Raw genomic sequence first — 25,462 nt, forward strand, 5'->3', positions numbered from 1 at the left:
CTCCTGCTTTGGACCGTCATGACCCAACGCATTCTGTTATTGTCCGCTTATGATGCTGCCAGTCATCAGCGCTGGCGCGAGCAATTGGTCGCCATGCTGCCTGATTATCATTGGCAGACGCTGGCGCTTCCGCCCAGGTTCTTCCAGTGGCGGATTCGAGGTAATCCGGTGAGCTGGCTGGATCAGCCCTGCCTGGAGGAATCCTGGGACCTGGTCATTGCCACTTCCATGGTTGATCTGGCCACCTTGCGCGGGCTGCACCCTCGAATCGCGAACACCCCCTGTCTGCTTTATATGCATGAGAACCAGTTTGCCTTTCCGGTCAGCGATCAGCAGCGGAGCCGGGTGGAGCCGCAGATGGTCAATCTCTACAGCGCTCTGGCCGCCGATGTGGTGGTCTTTAACAGTGCCTGGAACCGGGACAGCTTTCTGCAGGGCGTCGAAGACTTTCTCAACAAGATGCCGGATGCGGTGCCTTGCGGGGTGATAGAAACGCTCAGGGAAAGGTCTTCGGTGCTGCCGGTGCCGATTGAAGACCGCTTGTTTATCGAGCAGCCACGGTCCGTGAACCGGGAACGGCCGCATCTGTTATGGAATCATCGCTGGGAATACGACAAGGGGCCCGACCGGTTGTTCGGCCTGCTGGAACAGCTGGAGCAGCGCAAGCTGGACTATCGCATCAGTGTGGTGGGTGAAGGCTTTCGCAGCCGCCCGCAAGCCTTTGACCGGATTTACCAGCAATTTGCCCGCCGCATTGAACACTGGGGCTTTCTGGAACACCGGCAAGATTACGATCGGCTGTTGCGCAGTGCCGATATTGTGGTGTCGACCGCCCTGCACGATTTCCAGGGCCTGGCGATGCTGGAGGCGATGGCATCCGGGTGCTTGCCGCTGGCACCGGACCGGCTGGCCTACCGGGAATATGTGCCGGCAGACTGCCGATACCGGAGCCTGGACTCTGACCCCGGCGGGGAAGCCCTGGCGGCGGCTGAACAGCTGGCACGGCTGTTAAAGCAATCTCCCGAGCCGAACCCGCCACAAGGCTGGCGGGCGTCAGAACTGGCCCCGAAGTACCAGGCGCTGGTTAAGCAGTTGATGGCGCGGGCTTAGTGGTTCTGCTCCGGGACTTCCCGGATGCGCCCATGCTCATCAATCGCCACGTACACAAACAGCCCTTCAGTCACCTTGCGGGGTGTCTTGGAGGCGCGGTCCAGTGTCCAGACTTCCACGTTGATTTTCATGGAGCTGCGGCCGATGTCCACCAATTCACAGTAGCAGCCCACCTGGGAGCCCACACGCAAGGGTGACAGAAACTCCATTCTGTCCATCGCGACGGTGGCATTACGGCCCTGGGAAATGCGACCAGCCATGGTCGCTGCCGCAATATCCATCTGTTTGACCAGCCAGCCGGCGAAGACATCGCCGTTGGCATTGGTGTCTGACGGCAGTGGCACCACCTGCAGCATCATCTCGCCCCGGGGGGCGGGTTTGTCATCATCGTACGCAGTCATCAGGATCGCCTGTACAGCTTGTGAGTTGTTTTCTGTGCATGGTAACGGGCTGGCGCGGGGCTGCAAGAAAATTTGAACAATGACAGCTATATTTCAAGAGCTGTAACAAAGTTGTCACAGAGTGCCCCTAGGATGCATTCATCGGTAAAGCAGATCCGACACAACGTCCAAAGTAAATAATGGAGACTCGACGTGATGAAACTGAACAAAGCACTTGCAACCGTTGCGCTGGCCGGCTCTGTTGCCGCCCTGTCTGCACCGGCCATGGCCCGTGACACCATCAGCATCGTGGGCTCTTCCACCGTGTATCCGTTCGCTACTGTGGTAGCCGAGCGTTTTGGTGCCAACACCGATTTCCCGACACCCAAGCTGGAATCCACTGGTTCCGGTGGCGGCCTGAAGCTGTTCTGTCAGGGCGTAGGCACCCAGCACCCGGACATCACCAACGCTTCCCGTCGTATGAAGCCGTCCGAGTTTGATCTGTGCCAGAGCAATGGCGTGAAGGACATCACCGAGTTCCGCATTGGTTCTGACGGCATCGTGATCGCCAGCTCCAAAGAAGCCGAAAATCTTGAAGTAACCCTGGAGCAGCTGTTCCTGGCGCTGGGTAAAGAAGTACCCAACCCGAAAAACGAGAATGAGCTGATCGCCAACCCGTACAAGAACTGGAGCGACATCGATTCCAGCCTGCCGAACAAGCCGATCCGTGTGATGGGGCCGCCTCCGACTTCCGGTACCCGTGACTCCTTCAACGAGCTGGCTCTGCAGGGCGGCTGTGAAGACCTGCCTGCAGTTGCCAACATGAGTGAAGATGACATGGAAGGTGTGTGTCAGAGCATTCGCGAAGACGGCGCTTTCATCGAAGCGGGTGAGAATGACAACCTGATCGTCCAGAAGCTGATTGGTGATACCGGCATGTACGGCGTCTTCGGTTACAGCTTCCTGGAAGAGAATGCTGATCGTCTGCAGGCTGCTACCCTGAACGGAAAGGTGCCAACTGCCGAAGGTATCGCTGCCGATGAGTACCCGGTTGCCCGTTCACTGTTCTTCTACGTGAAAAAAGCCCACGTTGGTGTTGTTCCTGGCATCAAGGAGTACGCTCAGGAGTTTACCGGCATGGGCGCCATGGGCCCGAATGGCTACCTGAAAAGCGTTGGTCTGATCGTTCCGCCGCGCGATGCGCTGATGGATCTGCAGGAGAAGGCTGAAAAGATGCCTAACCTGACCAAAGACGAGCTGATGTAAGCGCGGACTACCGCGAGTAGTGAGCGAAAGGGTGCGGCTCTGAAGGGCCGCACCCTTTCGCACGTAAGATAGTTGAAAGTGCGAATTGGTTTTTTACGCTTTACACTTGTGACCTGCTAAACGTGTCAAACAGGAATTTTCATGCAACCGGCTAACCTCATGCTATTGGTCATTGCCTTCGTGGTGGTGGCTTATGGTCTTGGATATGCCCGCTCCCGCTCATTGGCCATGCCGATGGGTGGTATCCGGCATCTCAAATCCCTGCCGTTCTATTACGGAGCCCGTGCTGCGCTCTGGTGCGGCATTCCGGCACTGATTGTGCTGGCACTGTGGGCGGCATTTCAGGGTAAAGTCATTCAGTTGCTGGTGATCGGCTCCCTGCCACCAGACCTGGTGCCGGAAGGGGCAGGGCAAGCCAGTCTGCTGCTCAGCAAAATCAGCAACGTGGCCAGTGGCGCCCTGCCTCCGGGCTTTGTCGAGGCTCCGATTGCCGAGGCAGCCGAGCGGTTGCAGGCGTTGCGTGCTCAAAGTCGGCTCTACATGTCGGTTCTGGTTGTTGCCGTTGCGGTGCTGGCCGGCTTTTTGGGCTGGATCCGGATCAGCCCGAAGCTGAATGCCCGGAGCCAGGTTGAAACCACCCTGAAATGGATCTTTTTCGCCTGCGCTGCGCTGGCGATCCTCACCACGGTTGGCATTGTCTTTTCGGTTGCCTTTGAAACCTTCCGTTTCTTCCAGAAGATTTCCTTCTTTGAGTTTTTCTTCGGCACCCAATGGAGCCCCCAGACGGCGTTGCGCGCCGATCAGGTGGCAGCCGAGGGCGCCTTCGGGATGGTGCCCCTGTTTACAGGCACGCTCCTGATCTCTGCCATTGCCATGGTGGTTGCGGTACCGGTAGGGCTTTTATCGGCCATCTATCTGTCTGAGTATGCCAACAAGCGGGTACGGGGTATTTTCAAGCCGCTGCTGGAAATGCTGGCGGGTATTCCGACTGTGGTTTACGGCTTCTTTGCCGCCCTGACGGTGGCGCCGTTTATCAGTGATTTTGCCGCTTCCCTGGGTATCAATGCGTCTTCCCAAAGTGCCCTGGCAGCCGGTGGGGTGATGGGCATCATGATTATTCCTTTCGTTTCCTCTCTTTCCGACGACGTTATCAACGCCGTGCCGCAAACACTGCGGGATGGTTCGCTGGCACTCGGCGCCACCCAGTCCGAGACCATGAAAAAGGTTATCTTTCCTGCGGCGTTGCCCGGGATCATGGGCGGGATACTGCTGGCGGTATCCCGGGCCATCGGTGAAACGATGATCGTGGTGATGGCTGCAGGCCTGGCGGCGAATCTGACCGCTAACCCGCTGGAATCGGTGACCACCGTAACCGTGCAGATTGTCACCCTGCTGACCGGTGACCAGGAGTTCGACAGCGCCAAAACTCTGGCCGCCTTCGCCCTGGGTGCGATGCTGTTCCTGGCCACGCTCCTGCTTAACGTTATTGCTCTGAAAATTGTCCGCAAATATCGGGAACAGTATGACTGATCAACGTTCACAGGCGGAACTTGTCCGCCAGTCACTCAAGCGCCGTTACCGCAAGGAACGCCGCTTCCGTGCCTATGGTATCGCTGCCATCGCCATTGCCCTGTCGGCTCTGGTGATCCTGTTTGCCGATATTATTGGCAAGGGCCATACCGCCTTTATCAAAACCACCGTTACCCTGGAGGTGGATATCGACGGTGAGGCCATGTATCTGGACGACGCGTCCGACGAACGCCAGATGAAAATGGCCGATTTTGTCGAGCCCTTGATCCGCGCCTTGATGAAAGAAATCCCGGAAGCCGGGGAGTCGGACAGGGACGATGTCCGAGATCTGATCAACCCCTATGCCTCCAATCAGCTGCGGGATGCGCTTCGGGAAAACCCGGAGTTGCTTAATACCACCCAGACCATGACCTTCCTGTCCCATACCGATGTGGATGTGTACGTCAAACATGCCGGGGATGAGAACTACTCCATCAAGCTGAACGAGAAGCAGCAGGCGTGGATAGATACATTGTACGAGCGCGGCGTGGTGGATACCGGTTTCAATGACGTGTTTTTCAGCCGGGGCGATTCCCGGGATCCGTCCCGTGCCGGCATTCTCGGGGCGATTGTTGGCTCTTTGCTGACCATGGTTGTGACTCTGGCGCTGTCGTTCCCGATCGGGGTGGCTGCGGCCATCTATCTGGAGGAGTTTGCGCCCCAGAACAAACTGACCGACTTCATTGAGGTCAACATCAACAACCTGGCGGCGGTACCCTCAATCATCTTCGGTCTGCTGGGTCTGGCCGTGTTCATCAACCTGTTCGGCATGCCGCGTTCGGTGCCAGTGGTGGGTGGTCTGGTACTGACCCTGATGACCCTGCCCACTATCATTATTTCCAGCCGTGCGGCGATCAAGAGTGTGCCGCCTTCCATCCGTGAGGCGGCCGAGGGCATCGGTGCCTCCAAGATGCAGGTGGTGCTGCACCATGTGCTGCCGCTGGCCATGCCTGGCATGCTGACCGGTTCCATCATCGGCATGGCCCAGGCCCTGGGAGAGACTGCACCCTTGCTGTTGATTGGCATGGTGGCCTTTATCGTGGATGTGCCCGATGGTTTCTTCGATTCCGCCACGGTATTGCCTGTACAGGTGTTCCTGTGGGCCGGCAGCCCGGAGCTTGCCTTTATCGAACGAGCGTCAGCAGCCATCATGGTGCTGCTGACTTTCCTGATTGGAATGAATGCATTGGCCATCTGGCTTCGTAAGCGTCTTGAGCGCCGGTGGTGAGGAGGAGTTATATGAATACCCTGAATACAACGGTAACCAGTGAGGCTGATGTGCCCGAAGAGAAGGCCATTCCGGTGCAGGACGAACGACCGGCAGAGACAGTGATTGAAGAGGGTAAAACGGTCGGAACGCCGTTTGCCGACGATCCCAAGTTCAAGTTGCGCAACGTCGAGGTTTTCTATGGTGAAGACCGGGCCATCAAGAACATCAGCCTGGACATTGCCCGCAATGAGGTGATTGCGTTTATCGGGCCTTCGGGCTGCGGTAAGTCCACCTTTCTGCGTTGCCTGAACCGCATGAACGACAGCATCGACATCTGTCGGGTCAAGGGCTCGCTGCAGCTGGACGATCAGGACATCTACGATTCCAAGCGGGATGTGGTGGAGTTGCGTGCCCGCGTGGGCATGGTGTTCCAGAAGCCCAATCCGTTCCCCAAGTCGATCTACGATAACGTGGCCTATGGCCCCCGTATCCATGGCCTGGCCAATCGCAAGTCGGATCTGGATGACATCGTGGAGAACAGCCTGCGCAAGGCGGGGCTCTGGAACGAAGTGAAGGATCGTCTGGATGCCACCGCTACCGGTATGTCCGGCGGCCAGCAACAGCGGCTGTGTATTGCCCGCGCAATTGCCGTGAGCCCGGAAGTGGTGTTGATGGACGAGCCCTGTTCCGCGCTCGACCCGATTGCCACGGCCAAGGTGGAGGAGCTGATTGCGGAGCTGTCCGAGAGCTACACCATTGTCATCGTGACCCACTCCATGCAGCAGGCGGCCCGGGTGTCTCATCGCACCGCCTATTTCCACCTTGGCCATCTGGTGGAAGTGAACGAGACCGACAAAGTATTCACCTCTCCGGAACATGAGCTGACGGAGTCATACATTACCGGCCGTTTCGGCTGATACGTGTTCGGGGATAACGGAGACAGACACTATGCCTACAAAAAAGGACGATGTTTACGGGGATCACATTTCCCACAAGTTCAATGATGAACTGATGGAGCTGAAGACCCAGTTCCTCAAGATGGGTGGAATGGTGGAGACCCAGGTTGAACGGGCGGTGCAGGCCCTGGTAGACGGTGATGGCCATCTGGCCGAGGAAGTGCGGGCCAACGACAAGAAAGTCGACAAGATGGAAGTGGATCTGGACGAAGAGGCGACCCTGATCATCGCCCGTCGTCAGCCTACGGCACGGGACCTGCGCCTGGTGATTTCAGTGATCAAGATGGTGGCTGACCTGGAACGGGTCGGTGACGAAGCCAAGAAGATTGCCAAAATGGCGATCAAGCTGACGGAAGAAGGTCAGGCGCCGAGGGGCTATGTGGAAATTCGCCACATCGGTACCCACGTGCTGACCATGCTGCATGACTCACTGGATGCCTTTGCCCGGCTGGATTCCGAACAGGCACTGCGGATCATGAAAGAAGACAAACGGGTGGATGAAGAGTACCAGGCTGCGGCCCGTACCCTGCTGACCTTCATGATGGAAGATACCCGGAATATCTCCCGCTGTATGTCGGTGATGTGGGTGCTTCGTGCCCTGGAAAGAGTGGGGGATCATGCCTGTAACATTGCCGAGAACGTGATCTTCATGGTCAAGGGCGAAGACGTTCGCCATACCCCGATGGAGGAAGCAGAGCGGGTGGTCAGCCGCTGACCCGTGACCTTGTGAAACTGCTGCCATTGGTGGCAGTTTCCCCCTTGTTCCGGCCAGCAGTTACGCTATCATGGCCGGGACAAATCCACGTCTGAGGCCCTATGATTCTCCTTGTCGCATTCGCGATTATCTCCATCGGTTTTTCGTTTATCTGTTCTATCCTCGAAGCAGCTTTGCTGTCTATCACGCCCAGTTACATCGCGTCCCTGAAAAATGATCGTCCACAACTGTTCGCACGCTTGCGCCGGCTCAAGGATGAAATCGACGATCCGCTTTCCGCAATCCTGACCCTCAATACCATTGCCCATACGGCCGGCGCTACCGGCGTGGGAGCCCAGGTGGCGGTTGTCTTCGGTGAGGTCTGGCTGGGTGCTGCGTCAGCGGCGATGACCCTGGCGATACTGATCTTTTCGGAAATCATCCCGAAAACCATCGGCGCCAAGTACTGGCGTGTGATCGCCCCTTCGCTGCCGGCTGTGCTGGGATTCATGATGAAAGCCCTGCTGCCGTTTGTCTGGCTGTCGAAGCAGGTTACGCGCAGGATTGCCCCGGGTGACGGCGATACCGACATCCGGGCGGAAATCAGTGCGCTGGTAGAGATCGGCCGTGATCAGCAGGCTCTGGATGAGGAAGAGCGCCGGATTATCCACAACGTACTTCGTTTCCACGAGATCAAGGTCAGTTCCATCATGACCCCCCGCACGGTGTGCAAATTTATTGATCCGGACACCACCGTGCCGGAATTCCGGGATAAAGTGATGAAGTCGCCGTTTTCACGCTACCCGATGATTGATGAAGACGGGGAGACTCTGGGGTACGTGCATCGGGCAGACCTGATCAGCATGAGCGACGATGACGACCTGCAAAGCCGGCTGCGCCAGATCAAGCAGGTAAAAGCCAACACCAACATCGAATTTCTGTTTTCGGAAATGCTGCGGGAGCGCCAGCACATTGCGGTGGTGTACGACGAACTGGGGACCTGGCTTGGGGTGGTGACTCTGGAGGATATTCTGGAAACCCTGCTGGGTACGGAGATCATGGATGAGACCGATAATGTCTCCAACCTGCGCCGCTATGCCAAACAGCGTTGGAGCCGACGATTGAAGCGGTCGGCCGTACAGTAACCAAAAAGGGCAGCCTCGGTGCTGCCCTTTGTCATTCTGTGAGACAAGTCTGTGAGAAGGATGCTCAGGCCTGTTTCATCTTGTCGGTGTATGGCGGCCAGCCCAGGGGCTTGCCGGCGAGCAGATGCAGGTGAATGTGGAACACGGTCTGGCCGGAATTCTCACCGCAGTTCATCACTACCCGGTAGCCATCGTCGGCAAAGCCCATGTCTTTGGCCAGCTTTGCCGCCACCCAGTAAAGATGGCCGACCAGCTCACGGTCGTCTTCCTCAATGTCATTGATGGTGGCAATGGCTTTCTTCGGAATGATCAGCAGATGCACCGGGGCCTGTGGATTGATGTCCTTGAAGGCCAGGCTGATGTCGTCTTCGTACACGATGTCGGCGGGAATTTCCCGGTTGATGATCTTGGTGAAGATGGTTTCAGACATAACGGCTCCTTGTGTCGAGTAAATGCGCGTACGCCACTATAGGCCACCCAGGCCGGGCAGGCGATTAACGATTTGTTGAATCGGCGCGGGCAACTGTTCATCCAGGCCCATGGCGTAGCGAGCGACGCGATTGCGTGCGAACGGCAGTACCCGGGCCGCGCCAAGCCCGAGATTGCGGGCCAGGTGCACCGGCGGAATGGCATTGCTGAACAGGTGGTAGAACAGATCCATGGTCAGCATCATCCGCTGGTTGGCGGGCCGGCGGCGATGTTCATAGAGTTTGAGCCAGTGCGCACTGGCCAGGTCTTCGCCCCCGCGCCGGGCTTCTTTCAGCACGCCCTGCAGGCACTGGGCGTCCTGGAAGCCCAGATTGACGCCCTGGCCCGCCAGCGGATTGATGGTGTGGGCGGCGTCGCCTGCCAGCACCACCCGGTTCTGGTAATAGTGCTTGGCATGCTGGCGGGCGATGGGAAAGCTGGCCCTGGCGTCAATGTGGGTCAGTTCCGGTAGTCGTTCGGGGAAATGCTGCTGGATATCAGCCATCAGTTGCTGTTCGTCCATGGCCTTGAGTTCGTCCAGTCGGGCCGGGTGGTCGTACCACACGAGGGAGCCCCAGCTCTCTCCGGGGTGTTGCTCGCCGGCGCTGTGCAGGGGCAGGAAGGCCCTGGGGCCGCTGGGGTAAAAGCCCTGCCAGGTAATGTCTTCCACGCCGCCCCGATAGCGCGCCGAAATCACCATGGCCTGCTGCTCATACTGATCCCGGGTAACGCCGATACCTGCCAATTCCCGCACCCGGGACATAGCGCCATCGGCGCCGACCACCAGCTGGGCCTGCAACTGGCGGCCATCATCCAGGGTCACCGTGGCGTACTCTGCGCTCTGGACCAGATCCCGAACGCTGTGGCCTGTGATCAGGGTGACATCCGGTTCCGTTTCGGCAGTTTGCCACAGGGCCAGTTGAGTAATGCTGTTTTCAACGATATGGCCAAGATGTGGCGCGCTCAGGCTGTTGGCGTCAAATTCCACCTCAGTCAGGCTTTGGGGAATCAGTCGTTTGAGCGGATTTGGTGTTTCGTCCCAGACCGCCAGGCGGCAATATGGGGTAGCGCGCATGGTCAGTATTCGTGGCCAGGCACCCAGGCTGGCCAGATAGCGTTCGCTGCCGGCGCTGAGGGCGGATACCCGGATATCCGGGTGGCTGTCTGGCTGATAGGGGGCGGGGGAAGCCTGGTCGATCAGGGCCACGCGGATGCCCTGCTGGCCCAGCCCGGTGGCAAGTGCGGCGCCGACCATGCCGGCGCCTACGATGATGGTGTCAAAGGTCTGTGTCATATCCGGTTCCTGTCTGCTGGCCTCAGTTTACGCGATGCCGTGCTGCAGACAAGCGACCGGGGTCAATCCCGGGTGGATCAGTAGCCGGCTATGGAGGTAGCGGTTGCTTCCTCACGGTTGCTGGAGCGGCGGGGGTTGCGGACCAGCCAGGCCGGTTTGCGGGCGCCCGGACGGGTGAAGCCCTGGTTGATAACCATGGGTTGTACCAGGCTCAGGAAGTCCCGGGTGTTCATGTGAATGGATTCGCTGTGGCTGCCGGCGGCAAAGGCCAGTTCCGGTTGTTCGGTCAGAGCCTCGGCGCAGTAAACGCTCATGCCAAAGAGATTGCCAAACGGCGGCATGGCGCCCACTTCGCAATCGGGGAAGCGATCCTGAAAGGCCTGTTCGTCGGCCAGGTCGACAAAATCGGTGTCCAGAATCTTGCTCAGTCTGTCCCAGCGAATACGCCAGGTGGCCGGCATCACCAGCATGGCCATTTTGCCATCGAGTTCGATAATGACGGTTTTGACTACCCGATCCCCGGCGATCTTGACGTGATGGGCCAGTTCCTGGGCGGTGAAGGCTGGGGGGTGAGAGAGGCACATGTAGTCAACACCTGCCTCATCCAGAAATGTTTTCAGCTGCTTTGCCGGCATGTTCACAACCTCCTGACAGCATCGACAGTGTTGTGGAGCCATCCGCCTTTCCCGGGCCGGGCCCCGATGGCAGGCGGGGTTTTTACCCCGCCTTGTCGTCAGCTTAGTTCAGGATACGCACTTTGCGAGTTACCGGATGTTTCCATGTGAAATGGTTCCGTTTAATCAGCCTTGTACATGTGCACGTCCCGTTGCGGGAAAGGAATCGAAATACCCTCGGCGTCGAAGGCTTTTTTCACCCGCTCCTGCATATCCCAGTAGAACGGCCACAGATCGGCGCCCTTGGTCCAGGCGCGCACCGTCAGATCTACCGAGCTCTCGCCGAGGGCGCCAACAACGATCAGCGGCGCCGGGTCTTTCAGGGCGCGCTCATCCTCTTCGATCAGGCGTTTGCAGATGGCCTTGGCCTTGTCGATGTCATCGCCATAGCCAATGCCGAAGCTCATGTCGCAGCGGCGGGTTTCGTAGGCGCTCAGGTTGGTCAGGCTGGCGTTGGAAAGCTGGCCGTTGGGGATCACGATCCGGCGATTGTCGAAGGTGTCGACAATGGTGTAGAGGATGGTGATTTCCCGCACCGAGCCCAGAAAGCCCTGGGCATCAATAACATCGCCGACCTTGAAGGGTTTAAAGATAAGGATCAGCACGCCACCGGCAAAGTTGGCCAGGCTGCCCTGCAGGGCCAGGCCCACCGCCAGGCCGGCGGCACCGATGATGGCGACAAACGAAGTGGTAGCGATGCCCACCATGGAGGCGACGGAGATCAGCAGCAGAATCTTCAGAATGGCGCTGATCAGGCCACAGAGAAACTTGTTCAGGGTCGGATCTTTTTTGCCAAGGCGGTTGTCCAGCACCCTGACGAACCGGTTGATCAGCCAGAGGCCGATAATCAGCGTAACAATCGCCAGCAGAACCTTTGGGGCATAAGCCATGATCAGGGCAATGGCCTGATCCGCCCATTCAGAGGCCTGCCCGTTAGCACCGAATAACTCTTCCATAGGGAAAAACTCCTTGATCGTTAATATTTTCTGAGTGAGTTCTTATCGACAAATGACGTGGTTCAGCGGGATTTGTCTGAACCAACTATATAGCAGAGAAAGTTGTACACGGCATTACTGCCAACGCCCAAGATTACGTGCTGGTGCGGGATCTGGCCCACTCGGTGATGACTTCGGGGCCGCCCCGTACCAGTATTTCGCCATGTTTCTGGGTAAGCTGGTAGTCGTACATGGGGTCGTAGTAGTCGGTCAGCAGGGCCTCAATCCAGCCATGATGCCCTTCCAGGGAGCCATTGGCTTCCTGTTGATCCAGAGCCTGCAGCATCAGGTTACGGAGTTTCTGGTAACGCTCGCCGCCCAGGCGTTTGCGAATGCGGTCGATGGCGCTCAACAGGTAGTCCCGGAAATTCAGCCAGCCGGCGTCTTCACCGTCCCTGGCCCGGTAACTGGCCAGCATGCCTTCAACGTAGTCGGCCCGGATGATGGCAATACGCTCTTCCATGGCCTGTTCCAGAATCAGCAGGGGTGATTCAGACATCCGGGCCCGAAGGGTTTCCGGCAGGGCGCAGCGGCCAATCAGGCGGCTTTCGTCTTCAAGGTAGATTGGCCCTCCCACCTGGTGGCTGGCCTTGAGCATGGCCACCGCCAGCCGGTTCTCGAAGTCGATCTGGGAGGGTTGGGGAGTTACCTGCCGGCCAAAGCTGGAGCCCCGGTGATTCGCCAGGCCCTCCAGATCGACCGGATTGGGCAGTTGCATCAGTACCCGGGTCTTGCCAGTACCGGTGCGGCCGCTGAGAATCCGGAACTGACCTGATTCGATCTGTGCTTCCAGGCTGTCAATGAGGAAGCGACGCAGGGCCTTGTAGCCGCCTTTCACCAGCGGGTAGTCGATGCCGGAGTCCCTGATCCACTGCTGGGTCAGGCGCGAGCGCAATCCGCCCCGGAAACAGAACAGATACCCCTCCGGGTGTTGTGCCACAAAGCGCTTCCAGGCTTCAATTCGCTGGGCCTTGATGTCGCCGGAGACCAACTGGTGCCCCAGTTCAATGGCCTTGTCCTGGCCCTTTTCCTTATAACAGATGCCCACCCGGTGCCGTTCTTCGTCGTTCATCAGCGGGGCGTTTTCTGCAGACGGGAAGCTACCTTTGGCAAATTCCACCGGCGCCCGGACGTCCATCAGCGGCACATCGTTCAGGAACAGGTTGAGGTAGTCGTCGGTATCGGGTCTGCTGGCCATATCAACGGATCACTGTGATTCAGGGTGAGGCGGCAGTATACCGAACCGGCGATATCCCGGCATCCCGGACAAGGGTACAATCCCAAGTCCTTTCAGCACTGGCGAGGGAAAATTATGAGCCCCGATGTTCTCAATCGGCATCTTCAGAAAACCCTGACTCGAGGCCGGGTGGCGGTTTCGGCGCCTGCGGGCTGCCCGGATATCCAGCTGTATCTGTTCGACCCGGGGGTGCTGGATGGGCCGTTGAGCCATGATGAAGCTCAGGCTGTGGTGGCCGAGCCGGCGTACTGGTCGTTCTGCTGGGCCAGCGGGCAGGTGCTGGCCCGGTGGATTCTGCAGCATCCGGACGTGGTGGCTGGCAAGACCGTGCTGGATTTTGGCTCCGGTTCAGGGGTAGTGGCTGTCGCCTCCGCACTGGCCGGTGCTGCCCGGTCCATAGCCTGCGACATCGACGCGGCAGCGCTGGATGCCGCGGCTGCCAATGCCCGACTGAATAATGTGACGGTTGATTTGTGTGACGACTGGGCAAACCGGCCCGGGAGCGTCGACCTGATTACCGCTGCGGATGTTCTGTACGACCCTGAAAATCGCCCGTTACTGGCGGCCTTCGAAGCAGCCGCGCCCCAGGTGCTGCTGGCGGATTCGCGAGTGAAGGATCTTGGTCATTCCGGTTATGTGCAGCAGGCTGTGATCGAAGCCAGAACCTGGCCGGATCTGAATGAGTTTGAGGAATTCAACAAGGTGAGGATCTATCTGGCCGGCGGTGACTGAGCTTTTCTGGCCAGAAAAAACAAAGGGCAGCCATCAAGCTGCCCTTGAACAGGTACTGAACCGCCATCCGGGGCAGTTCAGATTCGGAACAGGTTGGCGCCTCCGTGCGCGATGGGCAACTGCCGTGTTGCCATTCCTTGCTGCCGTTCCCTGGTGCCAGCATCCGAGCCGGCGATCCGATTCGTTATCCCTTAAGCGAAGCGTCCCTGTGTCCCTGCTTCTCCCCGCAGTCCGTGCCGGGGTGCATCCAGTGCGTCGTCCTTTCCCTGTCATCCTTGACGGTGTTCATATTACCAATGCCAGCTTTACAAACGTGTGAACTATGCACGCAGAACGCGTTGCCGAACTCGTCAAACATGGGAAAGTTGTTACAAATCATTCATGTAGACTTTGGTTTGTAACTGGAATTACAGACTGCGTACGAGATATCACAGGGAGTTCCTACAGGTATGTAGGAAATATCTCACAAAGATTCGGGCGATTTTCGCAAATCCGATTCTTGAGCCAGTCGCAACCCAGGCCAGGGTAGCAGGCCAAGGCCGATGCCAACGGCATCCGCTGTCAGATCCGCGAGGGAGAAATCCCGGTACGGCAGGTTGGCTTGCACCACCTCCAGTATCAGGCCGAAAGCCAGCAAGGCGGGGGCGTACCAGAGCACCGAAAGCCGCGGCCATGCCAGGCGGGTCAACAGGGTGAGCTCCAGAAAGGCAATCAGGTGATTGATCTTGTCATTGGGCGCCGCGGGGATGGGGTAGCTGTTGCTGGTGGTAGCCAGATAAAGGATCGCAGCAATGGAAACAAACAGTGCTGCCTGCCAGAGCCGTTGCATGGTCAGAATGGAAACAATAATGGAACGGATGCGGGGCATAGTGGAATCCAGGCGTCCTCGCGGGCTGTGGGAATGGTTTCGACATGATATGCTTTGCGCCCCGTTATTGTCATGGCAGCGGAGGAACACCAGTAATGCTCAAGGGTAACTTTTTTCGTGGACTGGGCTATCTGGGGGAAGGCTTCGGGCTGATTCGCCAGCCGGGCCTCCGGTTGTTTGTGGTCATTCCGCTGATCATCAACATTCTGCTTTTCGGTCTGCTGTTCTATTTTCTGGCCGAGCTGTTCACCGCCATGATCGCCGCGGCCATGGCCTGGTTGCCAGACTGGGCCTGGTTGCAGGCACTCGACTGGCTTTTCTGGCTGCTGTACGGCGTGGTGATTCTGCTGATGCTGGCCTATGGCTTTGTGATCGTGGCCAACCTGATCGGCTCTCCCTTCTACGGCTATCTGGCAGAACTCACCGAGAAACAGCTGACTGGCCAGGAAGTGTCTACGGACGATAGCTGGTCCGCCATTATCAAGGACATTCCCCGCGCGCTCTGGCGGGAGGTTCAGAAGATTGCCTATTACCTGCCCAGGGCCCTGGGCTTGTTCATTATTGGCCTGATTCCTGTGGTCAACCTGGTGGCCGCTGTGCTCTGGTTTTTGTTCAACAGCTGGATGATGGCGCTGCAGTATGTGGATTATCCGGCCGACAATCACAAGGTCAGCTTTCCGGCTCTTCGTAAACTGTTGGGCGATACCCGGCTGTCGGCTCTCGGTTTCGGCCTGCCGGTTGCCCTGGCGGCGATGGTGCCGGTGCTCAACCTGTTTGTGGTGCCAGCGGCGGTGTGTGGTGCAACGGCCTATTGGGTTCGGGAAAACGGTTCAAACACTCAGTAATCAGTCATCGGAGGTTTCTTGGAAACATCGGAATTTGTCATCGGCCAGCGTTGGGTCAGCCACAGCGATACTGCCCTGGGTCTGGGTATCGTAACGGACATCTCGGGGCGCAGAGTCACCCTGGGGTTCCCCGCTGCCGATGAAGAGCGCACCTATGCCATCGATAATGCGCCCCTGTCACGGATCGTGTATCAACAGGGCGAGGAAATAGAGACCTTTGACGGTGAGCGCTATACCGTGCGGGCAGTGGAAGAGCTCGATGGCGTTCTGGTGTACCACGCCGATGACGGTGAGAATATCCAGCCGATTTCCGAGGTTAAGCTGGCGGGCTCTGTGAACTTTTCCGCGCCCCATCAGCGCCTCTTTGCCGGCCAGTTTGACCGCAACGGTGCCTTCCGGCTACGCGTCGCCACCCTGCAGCACATGGACCGTCTGCGGGCGTCGCCGGCCCAGGGGCTGATTGGGGCACGCACCCAGCACCTGCCACACCAACTCTACATTGCCCACGAAGTAGCGCGTCGGCATGCCCCCCGGGTGTTGCTGGCCGATGAGGTAGGGTTGGGAAAAACCATTGAGGCAGGTCTGATTCTCCATTATCAGCTGCAGACCGGTCGAGCCCGCCGGGCGCTGATTGTGGTGCCCGATTCTCTGATCCACCAGTGGCTAGTGGAAATGCTTCGGCGTTTCAATCTGCGCTTTTCCATTATTGATCAGGCCCGGTACGACGACCTCAAGGCCGAAGAAGATGATGTCGACGCTCTGGTTAACCATATTTTTGGCGATGACGATGCGGTTAACCCTTTCGAGTCTGACCAGTTAGTGCTGTGTAGCCTCGACTTCCTGGTGCGCAGCGAGAAGGCCCGCAAAGATGCGGTGGCGGCGGGCTGGGATCTGATGGTGGTGGACGAAGCTCATCACCTGGCCTGGTCGCCGGAACAGTCCAGCCCGGAATACGATGTGGTTGAGCAGTTGTCCGGTGCCAGCCAGGGCCTGCTGCTGCTGACCGCAACACCGGAACAGATCGGCGTGGCGAGCCACTTTGCGCGCCTGCGCTTGCTCGACCCGGCCCGGTTCCACAATCTGGAGACCTTCCGGGAAGAAGAACAGCACTATGAAGTGATCAATCAGGTGGTTCGGCGCCTGCAGCAGGCGCCGGATACTATCTCAAAAGACGATCGGCAGGCCCTGGCCGGTTGGCTGGGAGATGAGCTGGACGAATTGCTGGCCCGGGATGATGCCCACCAGGCGGTGATCGATGCGTTGCTGGATCGTCACGGCACCGGGCGAGTGTTGTTCCGGAATACCCGGGCCGCCATTCAGGGCTTCCCGGAGCGACAGCCGTTACCGGAACCCCTGCCGTGCCCGGACCTGTATGAACACCATCAATACGGTGTCACCGGGCTGGCGCCTGAGCAGGCAGTGGATGAAGAAGACTGGCTGGCCCAGGATCCCCGGGTGAGCTGGCTGGAGAAGAAACTGGTCAGCCTGCGCCCGGCCAAGGTGGTTGTGATCTGTGCCAAAGCCAGCACGGCCATGGCACTTGAGCATTATCTGCAGTTACGGGCCGGTATTCGCAGTGCAGCCTTCCACGAACACCTTAGTCTGATTGAGCGCGACCGGGCCGCGGCTTATTTTGCCGATACAGAGCAGGGGGCACAGGCGCTGATCTGTTCGGAAATCGGCAGCGAGGGCCGCAACTTCCAGTTTGCCCACCATCTGGTGCTATTTGATCTGCCGGCCAATCCGGACCTGCTGGAACAGCGCATTGGTCGCCTGGACCGGATCGGCCAGACCGAAGCGATCCGTATTCACATCCCCTATCTTCAGGGAACCAGTCAGGAGGTTCAGTACCGCTGGTTCCAGGAAGGGCTGAATGCGTTTGCCGAGAGTTGCGCGGTGGGGGTTGCCGTTCAGGAACACGTTCATGACCAGTGGCAGCAGGCCCTGGGCGGTGACGAGAGCGAGCTGGAGCCTTTGTTGGCGGCCAGTGCAGCCGAGACGGCGCGCCTGAAAGACATGCTGCACAACGGTCGGGACGCGCTGATTGAACTGAATTCCTGTCGTGTTGATGAGGCTGAGGCGTTGATCGCCGGGATCGAGGAAGAGGAGAACGCCGCTGAAGTCCGGGACTACATGATTCAGGCTTTCGATATCCTCGGCGTTGACCTGGAAGACCATAGTGAGCACGCGGATATCCTGAAGCCTGGCGAGCAGTTCCAGGCCGGCCTGGTGGCGGAGCTTCCCGAAGACGGGCTGACCGTTACCTGGGATCGTCAGCAGGCGTTGCAGCGCGAAGATATGGCGTTCATGAGCTGGGAGCACCCAATGGTCACCGGCGTGATGGATTCGGTGAACAGCTCCGGGCTGGGCAAGGCTGCCCTGGCCAATCTTTCGGTCAAGGCCCTGCCACCGGGTACGCTGCTGCTGGAAGCCGTATTCGCGGTGCACTGTCCGGCGCCCGAATCCCTTCAGCTGACCCGATACCTGCCGGTTTCACCCCTGCGCCTGGTGGTGGATGTGAATGGCCGGGATCTGTCCAAGGCTCTGCCCCATGAACGGCTGAATGAGCTTTGCTCCAATATCCGTCGACGCACGGCCCAGGCCATCGTGCCGAAAATCCGGGCCGAGGTGGAAACCATGGTCGACCACGCCGAGACACTGGCGGAGCCGCATCTGTCTCCGCTCCGCGAACAGGCGCTGGCGAGGGTAGATGACAGCTTCATACCGGAGATTCGGCGTCTGGAAGCACTGCAGAAAGTGAACCCGGCCATCCGCAACGAAGAAATCGACTTCCTGCGCAGCCAGCTGGAGGCCGCTCGCAGTGCCGTAGAACATGCGTCTCTGGCCCTGGAAGGTATCCGGGTGATTGTCACATCGTAATGGTGCTAACCGACTGAGCGCCGGTCATTATCTGGCGAACAGACATCTGTTAGGGTAAGTTGAACGTAACGAAGTGTAGTCAAAGGGCTCCGGCACTGGCCGGAGACTCCAATCCATGGAAGACAGAGAGATCCTGAGATGACTTTGATTCTTTTTCTGGTGGCTCTGGCCGGCCTGTTGTACGTGATGCGCCGGGAATCCGGTGCCAAGCCCGCCATTGGCGTGATGGTCGTGGTGGGTGTGCTGTCCCTGTTTATGGCCTCTGGCTGGCTTGCCTTTGTACTGCTGGCTGGTGCGGCCATTACTGCTTTGGCGGGTCTGCCCCAGTTCCGGCAGAGCTGGCTCACCCCGCGGGTGTTTGCCATGTTCAAGAAGGTGGCGCCCAAGGTGTCTGACACTGAGAAAGTAGCCCTGGAAGCTGGCACCGTTGGCTGGGATGGCGAACTGTTTACCGGCCGCCCGGATTGGCACAACCTGCTGATTAACCGTCACACCGGTCTGAGTGAGGAAGAACAGGCCTTTGTCGACAACCAGTGCACCCAGGCCATTTCCATGTGTAACGCCTGGGATCTGGCGGTTGAGCGTGCCGATCTGCCCAAGGAGCTCTGGGATTTCCTGAAGAAAGAGAAGTTCTTCGGCATGATCATTCCGAAGGAATACGGTGGCCTCGGGTTTTCCGCCAAGGCCCAGACTGCAGTGCTGCAGAAGCTGGCCGCCAACGAAATGCTGATGGTCACCGTCGGGGTGCCCAACTCCCTCGGCCCGGGCGAGCTGCTGGTGAAGTACGGTACCCAGGAGCAGAAAGACTATTATCTGCCGAGACTGGCCGATGGCCGGGAAGTCCCCTGTTTTGGCCTGACCGGGCCTCGCGCCGGCTCTGATGCCACTTCGCTGCCAGACACCGGCATCGTCTGCAAGCAGGAAGTGGATGGTAAAGAAGTGGTGGGTATCCGCCTGAACTTTGAAAAGCGCTGGATTACGCTGGCGCCGGTGGCCACCGTGGTCGGGCTGGCCTTCCGGATGTTTGACCCCGACGGCCTGCTGGGCGAGACCAAAGATTATGGCATTACCTGTGCGCTGATTCCCCGGGATACCGAGGGCATGGAAATCGGCCGGCGCCATTGCCCGATTGGGTCCCCGTTCATGAACGGCCCGATCAAGGGCAAGGATGTGTTCATTCCGCTGGACTACATCATTGGTGGCCAGGAAATGGCCGGTCAGGGCTGGCGTATGCTGGTTGAATGCCTCTCGGTAGGTCGCTGTATCACCCTGCCGTCCGGTGCGGCCGGCGCCGCCGCCTATGCTGTGGGCACGGCCGGTGGCTTTACCCGAATCCGGCGTCAGTTCAATACGCCGGTGGCGGAAATGGAAGGGGTACAAGCCCCGCTGGCCCGCATTGCGGCTAAAACCTACATTGCTCAGGCGGCGGTCAATCACACCGCCAACATGATCGACCGGGGCGAGAAGCCGGCAGTACCTTCGGCCATCCTCAAGTATCACCTGACTGAGTTCCAGCGTGAAATTCTGACCGATGCCATGGATGTGCACGGCGGTAAAACGGTGACCCTTGGTCCCCGTAATTACCTGGGCATCGGCTACAGCGGTGCGGCGGTGTCTATCACCGTTGAGGGTGCCAATATCATGACCCGCAGCCTGATGATCTTCGGTCAGGGCGCCATCCGTTGTCATCCGTACGTGCTGAAAGAGCTTGCCGCGAAGGACAATGATGATATCAAGGCGTTTGATGAGGCCTTCTTTGGTCATGCCGGGTTGATCTTTGGTAATGCGGCCCGTGCCTTTACCCAGGCACTGGGGCTGGGCAAGGCTGATGTACCGTTCGACAGTGCCTCCCGCAAATATGCCCAGGCTCTGGCGCGGTTCAGCTCTGCCTTCGGCCTGTGTGCCGATGCGGCCATGACAACCCTGGGTGGTGAGCTGAAAATGCGTGAGCTGATTTCGGCACGCCTGGGTGACATGCTGGCGAATCTGTACCTGGCTTCCATGGTGCTGAAGAACTGGCACGAAACCCAGCCGGTGGACGGCGAGAAAGAGCTGATGCAGTACAGCCTGGCCTACCTGCTGCATCGCACCGAGCTGGCGCTGGACGAGTTCCTCCAGAACCTGCCGAACCGGCCGGTGGCGTTGGCGCTGCGGGCTATCACCCTGCCGCTGGGATGCCGTTGGGATGCGCCCCATGATGAATTGGCGCGCAAGCTGGCCCGTTCCATCACCACGGATACTCCGGTTCGCAACAAGCTGATGGCTGGTGCCTGGACCACCGACGGCGAAGGCACGGTGGAAAATCCGGTCGCCCGCTATAACGGTCTGCTGAAGGACTACGACAAGGCCGAGCAGCTATATCGTAAAGTCACCAAGGCTTACGCCAAGGGCGAACTGCCGATGACCGCACTGCACCCGGAAGAGCGTTTCGAGGCGGCCCTGGAGGCGGGCGTATTCAGCAAGGAGGAGGCCGACTTCATGCGGCAGTATGAAGAGGTGGTGCTGGAAATGCTCACCGTGGATGATTTCCCGTTTGACGAGTTTGCCCGTAACCGGGAAACCCTGATCGACCACAACCCGGCCTGAGGCGGCCGGGTAGCATGTGGTGGTCGGTTCTTGCAGTCAGCGTTGGCGCCGTCATTGGCGCCAACCTGCGCTGGGGTCTTGGGCTATGGCTCAATGCCAGTTATCACGCCGTTCCCTGGGGCACACTGGTTGCCAACCTTAGTGGTGGCTGGCTGATTGGCCTGTTGATGGCTTTTTTCAGCCAGAGCAGTGTGCTTTCGCCGGAATGGCGTCTGTTTGCGGTGACAGGTTTGTGTGGCGCCCTGACGACTTTCTCGACCTTCTCGCTGGAGATGTTCGCCGCGCTTCAGGAAGGCAAGTGGGGCATGGCCCTGGTCGGAATTCTGGCCCACGTGGTTGGCTCTATCCTGATGACAGCACTCGGGTTTCTGACCTTTTCCCTGGTGCGTGGGTAAGCCTGCGGGCCAGTCAGAATCTGTGGGTATCACTACCTACACAAATTATTGAAATTACGCTTGGCAAGCCCGAAATTCCAGAGTAGAGTGGGTTCGTAGGAAAGAATCAGTAAAGCAGTTCATGAATAAGACGTACCTCCGCAGTTAGTAGTGACCGTCCTGTTTTTGATCCCGCGAGTTCTGTTTTTCCGTTACACGCTGACCAGCACCCTATGAGTGTGTGGCAGCAGATAATATGATTGATTTCAGGAAGTTTAAGTATGTCTACTACTACCGGTACTGTTAAGTTCTTCAACGAAGCAAAAGGCTTTGGCTTTATCACTCGTGAAGGCGGCCCGGACGTATTCGTTCACTACAGCGCCATTCAGGGCTCTGGTTTCAAGACCCTGGCCGAGGGCCAGCAGGTCGAGTTCACCGTAACTCAGGGCCAGAAAGGTCCTCAGGCGGAGAACGTTGTTGCTCTGTAATCCCCTGAGGATTCAGCAATAACCCAAAAAAGGCAGCCGAGGCTGCCTTTTTTGTTGCCTGTTTATTCCCCGAAAATTTCCTCGTAAAAGCGCATGGTGCCCTGCCATGAGCGCCGCGCAGCCGCTTCATCATAGGCGATTGGCATGTCGAACTCTGCCGCCACCTTATCGGCATTGGGATTGGTAAAGGAATGCTTCACGCCAGGGAAGCTGACCAGCGTCAGATCCACTTCGGCATTCTGCATTTCCCGAACCAGCCCGGCCACCTGTTCCGAGGGAACCATGTCATCTGCGCCGCCTGTGTAAACCTGCACTCTTGCTTTCACCGTGCCAGCTTCGGCCTGCAGCGGGCTGCCCAAGGCACCGTGGTAGCTGACTACGCCATCCAGATCCACGCCCATGCGAGCCATGTTCAGGACCACGGCACCACCGAAGCAATAGCCCTGAGCGGCAATACGGTCCGGATCCACGCTGTCATGGTTCTGCAGAAGTTCCTTGGCTTTCAGGAAGCGGGCTTTGACCTGCTCCATATTGCGGGTCGCCTCCTGCATGAACTTCTGGGCGGTATCCGGATGGTCGGCCTGCTTGCCGGAGCCATACATATCCAGTGCGAAGGCGGTGTAGCCGGAGGCCGCCAGCTTTTCTGCCTGTTCCCGGGCAAAGTCGTTGTGGCCCCACCATTCGTGTACTACCAGCACGCCGGGGCGTTTCTGGTCGAACTCGTCGTCCCAGGCCAGGTAGCCGGTGAAGGTTTCGCCATCTACGGTGTATTCAATGGTTTCGGTCTGCATTTCGGCAAGCGCCTGTGTACTGGTCATAAAAAGAGAGAGGATTGCTGTTGGTACTGCGGTTCTGATACGGATCATCGCGTTTGGTACTCCTTGCCAGGGTTGGTGACACTTCCATGGTTACGTTGGCAGCCAGAAAACCGATGCAGGCCTGGAGGCATGCCATATTTTCAGAACTAAACGGTCTTATAGGCCAGATCTGATAAGTAAAGAGCATCAATGCCGGCTTTCCCGAATCTGATTCTTGACTATAGTTAAGAGCAGGAACGGTTTTAAGTCCGAAATGGTTCGGGCACCGTATCCACCCATACCAACAACAGCAATAAAGGGGGTGGTTTATGCTTCTGTCCCATGCGTTTGGTCTCTTCACCCACCCGGAAGATGAGTGGGTATCCATTAAGAAAGAACACGAACATCCAACTCGTCTTTATGTGGCGTACGTAGTCATTCTGGCGGCCATAGCGCCGATCTGTGCTTACATCTCGACGGCCCATTTTGGTTGGTCTATCGGTAACGAACGACTGATCAAACTCACCGAAATCAGCGCGCTCCAGATGAGTGTTCTGACTTACCTCGCCATGCTGGTTGGCGTCTTTGCCCTGGGTTATGCCATTAACTGGATGGCGAAAACCTATGGCGCCAAGGAAGAACACGTGCCCTCCAACGGCATTGCCCTGGCTGCCTATTCCTGCACTCCACTGTTCCTGGCCGGTTTCGCGCTGCTGTACCCGGTACCCTGGTTCAATGCGGTGGTGTTCCTGGCAGCGGCCTGTTATGGCGCCTGGTTGATGTACGACGGCTTGCCGATCGTCATGGGCATCGAGAAGGAGCGGGCGGTCATGTACGGAGGGGCTCTGCTCACGGTGGCACTGGTGATCCTGGTATCCACCCGAGTCGGTTCCGTCATTCTCTGGAACCTGGGGCTCGGGCCGGTGTTCGTCAGCGGCTAGCCAAAAACGTTGTTCACTCTGACAAAACGGGAGCTTCGGCTCCCGTTTTTTGTGACTGCCGTCTGCTTGCGATGCACCTGTCGGAATTTGCCACAGCCCTGTCGCAATCCGGCAACGCGTTCTTCATATCTCTGGTCTAGCTTTTCAGGCCAACCGGTTTTGGTTTCCGGGCACGATAAAAAGCATATGACGAACATGACAGGGGTGGACAATGGCTAGACTGACGAGACGGGATTTTCTGAAAGCATCGGCACTGGGTATGGGGGCGGTGGCGATTTCCAGCGGCCTGGCGGGGTGTGTGCTGGACAGCGACGACAAACGGCGGGTTGATTTTACCCATGGTGTGGCCAGTGGTGATCCGCTACAGGACAGCGTTATTCTCTGGACCCGGGCCGTGCCCGAGCGCGGCAGCAAGGTGAAAGTAGGTTGGGAAATCGCCACCGATGCGGAGTTTGCCTCGGTGGTGCGCTCAGGAACCGCCGAAACCACCGACGCCCATGATTTCACCATCAAGGTGGATGCCCAGGGGCTGATTCCGGGCCAGCGCTACTTCTACCGTTTCCGCTCTTCTGGTGCCACCTCTCCCGTAGGTGCCGCGTCTACCTTGCCGGAAGGGGCGGTAGAGCAGGTTCGACTGGCCGTGGTGTCCTGCTCGAACTACCCGGCCGGTTACTTCCACGTTTACCGGGAAGTGGCAAACCAGACGGACCTGGATGCTGTGGTTCACCTCGGTGACTATATCTATGAGTACAGCAGTGACCCGGACAGCTATGCCTCGGAAGACGCTCAGGAGTTGGGCCGTACCTTCCCGGAGAACAATAACCGGGAGTTGCTGACACTGGCCGATTACCGCCGCCGGTATGCCATTTACCGGGAGGATCCGGACCTGCAGCTGGCACATCAGCGGCTACCATTCATTGTGGTGTGGGACGATCATGAAGTGGCCAACGACACCTGGCGCAATGGTGCTGAAAATCACGATGACTCTGAAGGCGATTTTGAGCAACGCAAACTGGCTGCTCTGCAGGCCTTCTTCGAATGGATGCCGATCCGGCCGGTAATCGAAGGCAACGACGAGGCCATCTATCGCAGCTTCCGCTTTGGCGATCTGGTGGATCTGCATATGCTGGATACGCGCATTATCGGGCGCGATCAGCAACTGGATTACCTGAACTATCTTAGCGAAGCCGGCCTGAATGTGGATCAATTCACGGCCGATGTGACCGATCCAAACCGGACACTGCTGGGCGCTGAACAGCGCCTGTGGTTGCAGAACAAGCTGGCCACGTCGACCGGGCGATGGCAGGTGCTGGGACAGCAGGTGTTGATGGGGCGTATGGATCTGCCTGCTGAGTTGCTGCTGGCGATTGCCACTGAAACGTTTGACGATTTGCCGGCAACACTTCAAGAACTCGCGACATTAAAAGGAATGCAGCTGCAGGGTATGCCACTGACGGAAGAGCAGGAAGCCCGAATCGGCACAGCCGCACCCTACAATCTCGACGCCTGGGACGGCTATCAGGCAGAAAGAGAAGTCGTTCTGGGCATGGCGCGGCAACTCGACAAAAACCTGGTGGTGCTGGCCGGAGACACACATAACGCCTGGGCCAATAACCTGAAAGATATGAATGGCAACCAGGTGGGTGTGGAATTTGCCACCGCCTCAGTGTCTTCGCCCGGACTGGAGGACTATCTGGGACTGCCTGATGCCATGATTGCCGATGCGGAGCAGGGCATTGGCCTGCTGGTGGATGGTCTGGACTACCTGAACATCAATCAACGTGGTTATATGGTGGTTACCTTCACACAGGAAGAAGCCCGGGCCAACTGGTATTTCGTGGATACCGTCAAGAGCCGGGAATACACCGTTGATAACAGCCGGTCCGCGGCGCGGAAGAGCTTGCCGGGCGCCGGGAATCGAACGGTCGATCCGGTATAGCCAACCGGGCGCGG

Annotated in this window: 23 protein-coding genes; 15 read left to right on the forward strand and 8 right to left on the reverse strand. The window is 58.3% G+C overall.

Features of this window, described 5'->3' with window-relative positions:
* Nucleotides 1-18: 18 nt before the first annotated feature.
* Entirely contained in the window at nt 19-1,110 is a 1,092-nt protein-coding gene (locus tag ARC85_RS04900) for a tRNA-queuosine alpha-mannosyltransferase domain-containing protein (RefSeq protein WP_286714420.1), read from the forward strand.
* On the opposite strand, the gene ARC85_RS04905 is transcribed toward ARC85_RS04900, so the two are convergent.
* Nucleotides 1,107-1,511: an acyl-CoA thioesterase gene (locus ARC85_RS04905; protein ID WP_011787037.1), complete on the reverse strand. Its 405-nt coding sequence runs from the start codon at nt 1,509-1,511 to the stop codon at nt 1,107-1,109. The genes ARC85_RS04900 and ARC85_RS04905 overlap by 4 nt on opposite strands.
* A gap of 192 nt (nt 1,512-1,703) precedes the next feature.
* Between ARC85_RS04905 and ARC85_RS04910 the strand changes: the two genes are divergently transcribed.
* The 6 genes from ARC85_RS04910 to ARC85_RS04935 all read left to right on the forward strand — a co-directional run bounded on the left by ARC85_RS04910 (nt 1,704) and on the right by ARC85_RS04935 (nt 8,330).
* Nucleotides 1,704-2,756, forward strand: a complete 1,053-nt coding sequence (locus tag ARC85_RS04910; RefSeq protein ID WP_286714421.1) for a substrate-binding domain-containing protein — start codon at nt 1,704-1,706, stop codon at nt 2,754-2,756.
* 141 nt (nt 2,757-2,897) lie between these two features.
* Nucleotides 2,898-4,286 (forward strand): phosphate ABC transporter permease subunit PstC, encoded by a 1,389-nt coding sequence (pstC, locus tag ARC85_RS04915; protein WP_011787035.1) that lies wholly within the window; start codon nt 2,898-2,900, stop codon nt 4,284-4,286.
* Nucleotides 4,279-5,553 (forward strand): phosphate ABC transporter permease PstA, encoded by a 1,275-nt coding sequence (gene pstA, locus ARC85_RS04920; protein ID WP_114433676.1) that lies wholly within the window; start codon nt 4,279-4,281, stop codon nt 5,551-5,553. The genes pstC and pstA overlap by 8 nt, the downstream gene beginning before the upstream one ends.
* Before the next feature lie 11 nt (nt 5,554-5,564).
* Entirely contained in the window at nt 5,565-6,452 is an 888-nt protein-coding gene (pstB, locus tag ARC85_RS04925) for a phosphate ABC transporter ATP-binding protein PstB (RefSeq protein ID WP_206853723.1), read from the forward strand.
* A gap of 31 nt (nt 6,453-6,483) precedes the next feature.
* Nucleotides 6,484-7,206, forward strand: a complete 723-nt coding sequence (phoU, locus tag ARC85_RS04930) for a phosphate signaling complex protein PhoU (RefSeq protein WP_278351009.1) — start codon at nt 6,484-6,486, stop codon at nt 7,204-7,206.
* Nucleotides 7,207-7,307: 101 nt separating this feature from the next.
* Nucleotides 7,308-8,330: a CNNM domain-containing protein gene (locus ARC85_RS04935; RefSeq protein WP_278351010.1), complete on the forward strand. Its 1,023-nt coding sequence runs from the start codon at nt 7,308-7,310 to the stop codon at nt 8,328-8,330.
* A 64-nt stretch (nt 8,331-8,394) separates the two neighbouring features.
* On the opposite strand, the gene ARC85_RS04940 is transcribed toward ARC85_RS04935, so the two are convergent.
* The 5 genes from ARC85_RS04940 to mnmH form a co-directional block, all read right to left on the reverse strand.
* Nucleotides 8,395-8,760, reverse strand: a complete 366-nt coding sequence (locus ARC85_RS04940; protein WP_113879123.1) for a histidine triad nucleotide-binding protein — start codon at nt 8,758-8,760, stop codon at nt 8,395-8,397.
* Between the two features lie 36 nt (nt 8,761-8,796).
* Nucleotides 8,797-10,092, reverse strand: a complete 1,296-nt coding sequence (locus ARC85_RS04945) for an FAD-dependent monooxygenase (RefSeq protein WP_286714422.1) — start codon at nt 10,090-10,092, stop codon at nt 8,797-8,799.
* Between the two features lie 77 nt (nt 10,093-10,169).
* On the reverse strand, nt 10,170-10,727 hold the full coding sequence (locus ARC85_RS04950) for an aminoacyl-tRNA deacylase (RefSeq protein ID WP_113879125.1): 558 nt from the start codon (nt 10,725-10,727) through the stop codon (nt 10,170-10,172).
* A 161-nt stretch (nt 10,728-10,888) separates the two neighbouring features.
* A complete protein-coding gene (locus ARC85_RS04955; protein ID WP_011787027.1) occupies nt 10,889-11,722 on the reverse strand; it encodes a mechanosensitive ion channel family protein in 834 nt (277 codons plus the stop codon).
* A 133-nt stretch (nt 11,723-11,855) separates the two neighbouring features.
* Entirely contained in the window at nt 11,856-12,959 is a 1,104-nt protein-coding gene (gene mnmH, locus ARC85_RS04960) for a tRNA 2-selenouridine(34) synthase MnmH (RefSeq protein ID WP_273031742.1), read from the reverse strand.
* A gap of 114 nt (nt 12,960-13,073) precedes the next feature.
* Between mnmH and ARC85_RS04965 the strand changes: the two genes are divergently transcribed.
* Complete coding sequence (locus ARC85_RS04965; RefSeq protein WP_286714423.1) at nt 13,074-13,730, forward strand: 50S ribosomal protein L11 methyltransferase; 657 nt, start codon at nt 13,074-13,076, stop codon at nt 13,728-13,730.
* Nucleotides 13,731-14,193: 463 nt separating this feature from the next.
* On the opposite strand, the gene ARC85_RS04970 is transcribed toward ARC85_RS04965, so the two are convergent.
* Complete coding sequence (locus ARC85_RS04970; protein ID WP_199452884.1) at nt 14,194-14,598, reverse strand: VanZ family protein; 405 nt, start codon at nt 14,596-14,598, stop codon at nt 14,194-14,196.
* Between the two features lie 95 nt (nt 14,599-14,693).
* Between ARC85_RS04970 and cysZ the strand changes: the two genes are divergently transcribed.
* The 5 genes from cysZ (at nt 14,694) to ARC85_RS04995 (ending at nt 21,771) form a co-directional block, all read left to right on the forward strand.
* Nucleotides 14,694-15,443 (forward strand): sulfate transporter CysZ, encoded by a 750-nt coding sequence (gene cysZ / locus ARC85_RS04975; protein WP_011787023.1) that lies wholly within the window; start codon nt 14,694-14,696, stop codon nt 15,441-15,443.
* 18 nt (nt 15,444-15,461) lie between these two features.
* Nucleotides 15,462-18,323: an RNA polymerase-associated protein RapA gene (gene rapA, locus ARC85_RS04980; RefSeq protein ID WP_199452886.1), complete on the forward strand. Its 2,862-nt coding sequence runs from the start codon at nt 15,462-15,464 to the stop codon at nt 18,321-18,323.
* A 138-nt stretch (nt 18,324-18,461) separates the two neighbouring features.
* Nucleotides 18,462-20,909 (forward strand): acyl-CoA dehydrogenase, encoded by a 2,448-nt coding sequence (locus tag ARC85_RS04985; RefSeq protein ID WP_199452888.1) that lies wholly within the window; start codon nt 18,462-18,464, stop codon nt 20,907-20,909.
* A gap of 14 nt (nt 20,910-20,923) precedes the next feature.
* The gene (gene crcB / locus ARC85_RS04990; protein ID WP_114433684.1) at nt 20,924-21,304 is read left to right on the forward strand and encodes a fluoride efflux transporter CrcB; all 381 of its coding nucleotides are present in this window, start codon (nt 20,924-20,926) and stop codon (nt 21,302-21,304) included.
* Nucleotides 21,305-21,564: 260 nt separating this feature from the next.
* Nucleotides 21,565-21,771, forward strand: a complete 207-nt coding sequence (locus tag ARC85_RS04995) for a cold-shock protein (RefSeq protein ID WP_008172950.1) — start codon at nt 21,565-21,567, stop codon at nt 21,769-21,771.
* A gap of 62 nt (nt 21,772-21,833) precedes the next feature.
* Here ARC85_RS04995 and ARC85_RS05000 read toward each other — a convergent pair whose 3' ends face one another.
* Complete coding sequence (locus ARC85_RS05000) at nt 21,834-22,637, reverse strand: dienelactone hydrolase family protein (protein ID WP_199452890.1); 804 nt, start codon at nt 22,635-22,637, stop codon at nt 21,834-21,836.
* 260 nt (nt 22,638-22,897) lie between these two features.
* Between ARC85_RS05000 and ARC85_RS05005 the strand changes: the two genes are divergently transcribed.
* Complete coding sequence (locus ARC85_RS05005) at nt 22,898-23,509, forward strand: Yip1 family protein (RefSeq protein ID WP_199452892.1); 612 nt, start codon at nt 22,898-22,900, stop codon at nt 23,507-23,509.
* Between the two features lie 211 nt (nt 23,510-23,720).
* Nucleotides 23,721-25,448, forward strand: a complete 1,728-nt coding sequence (locus ARC85_RS05010; protein WP_199452894.1) for an alkaline phosphatase D family protein — start codon at nt 23,721-23,723, stop codon at nt 25,446-25,448.
* Nucleotides 25,449-25,462: the final 14 nt, after the last annotated feature.

Source organism: Marinobacter sp. tcs-11, from assembly GCF_002049515.1.
Taxonomy (GTDB): Bacteria; Pseudomonadota; Gammaproteobacteria; order Pseudomonadales; family Oleiphilaceae; genus Marinobacter; species Marinobacter nauticus.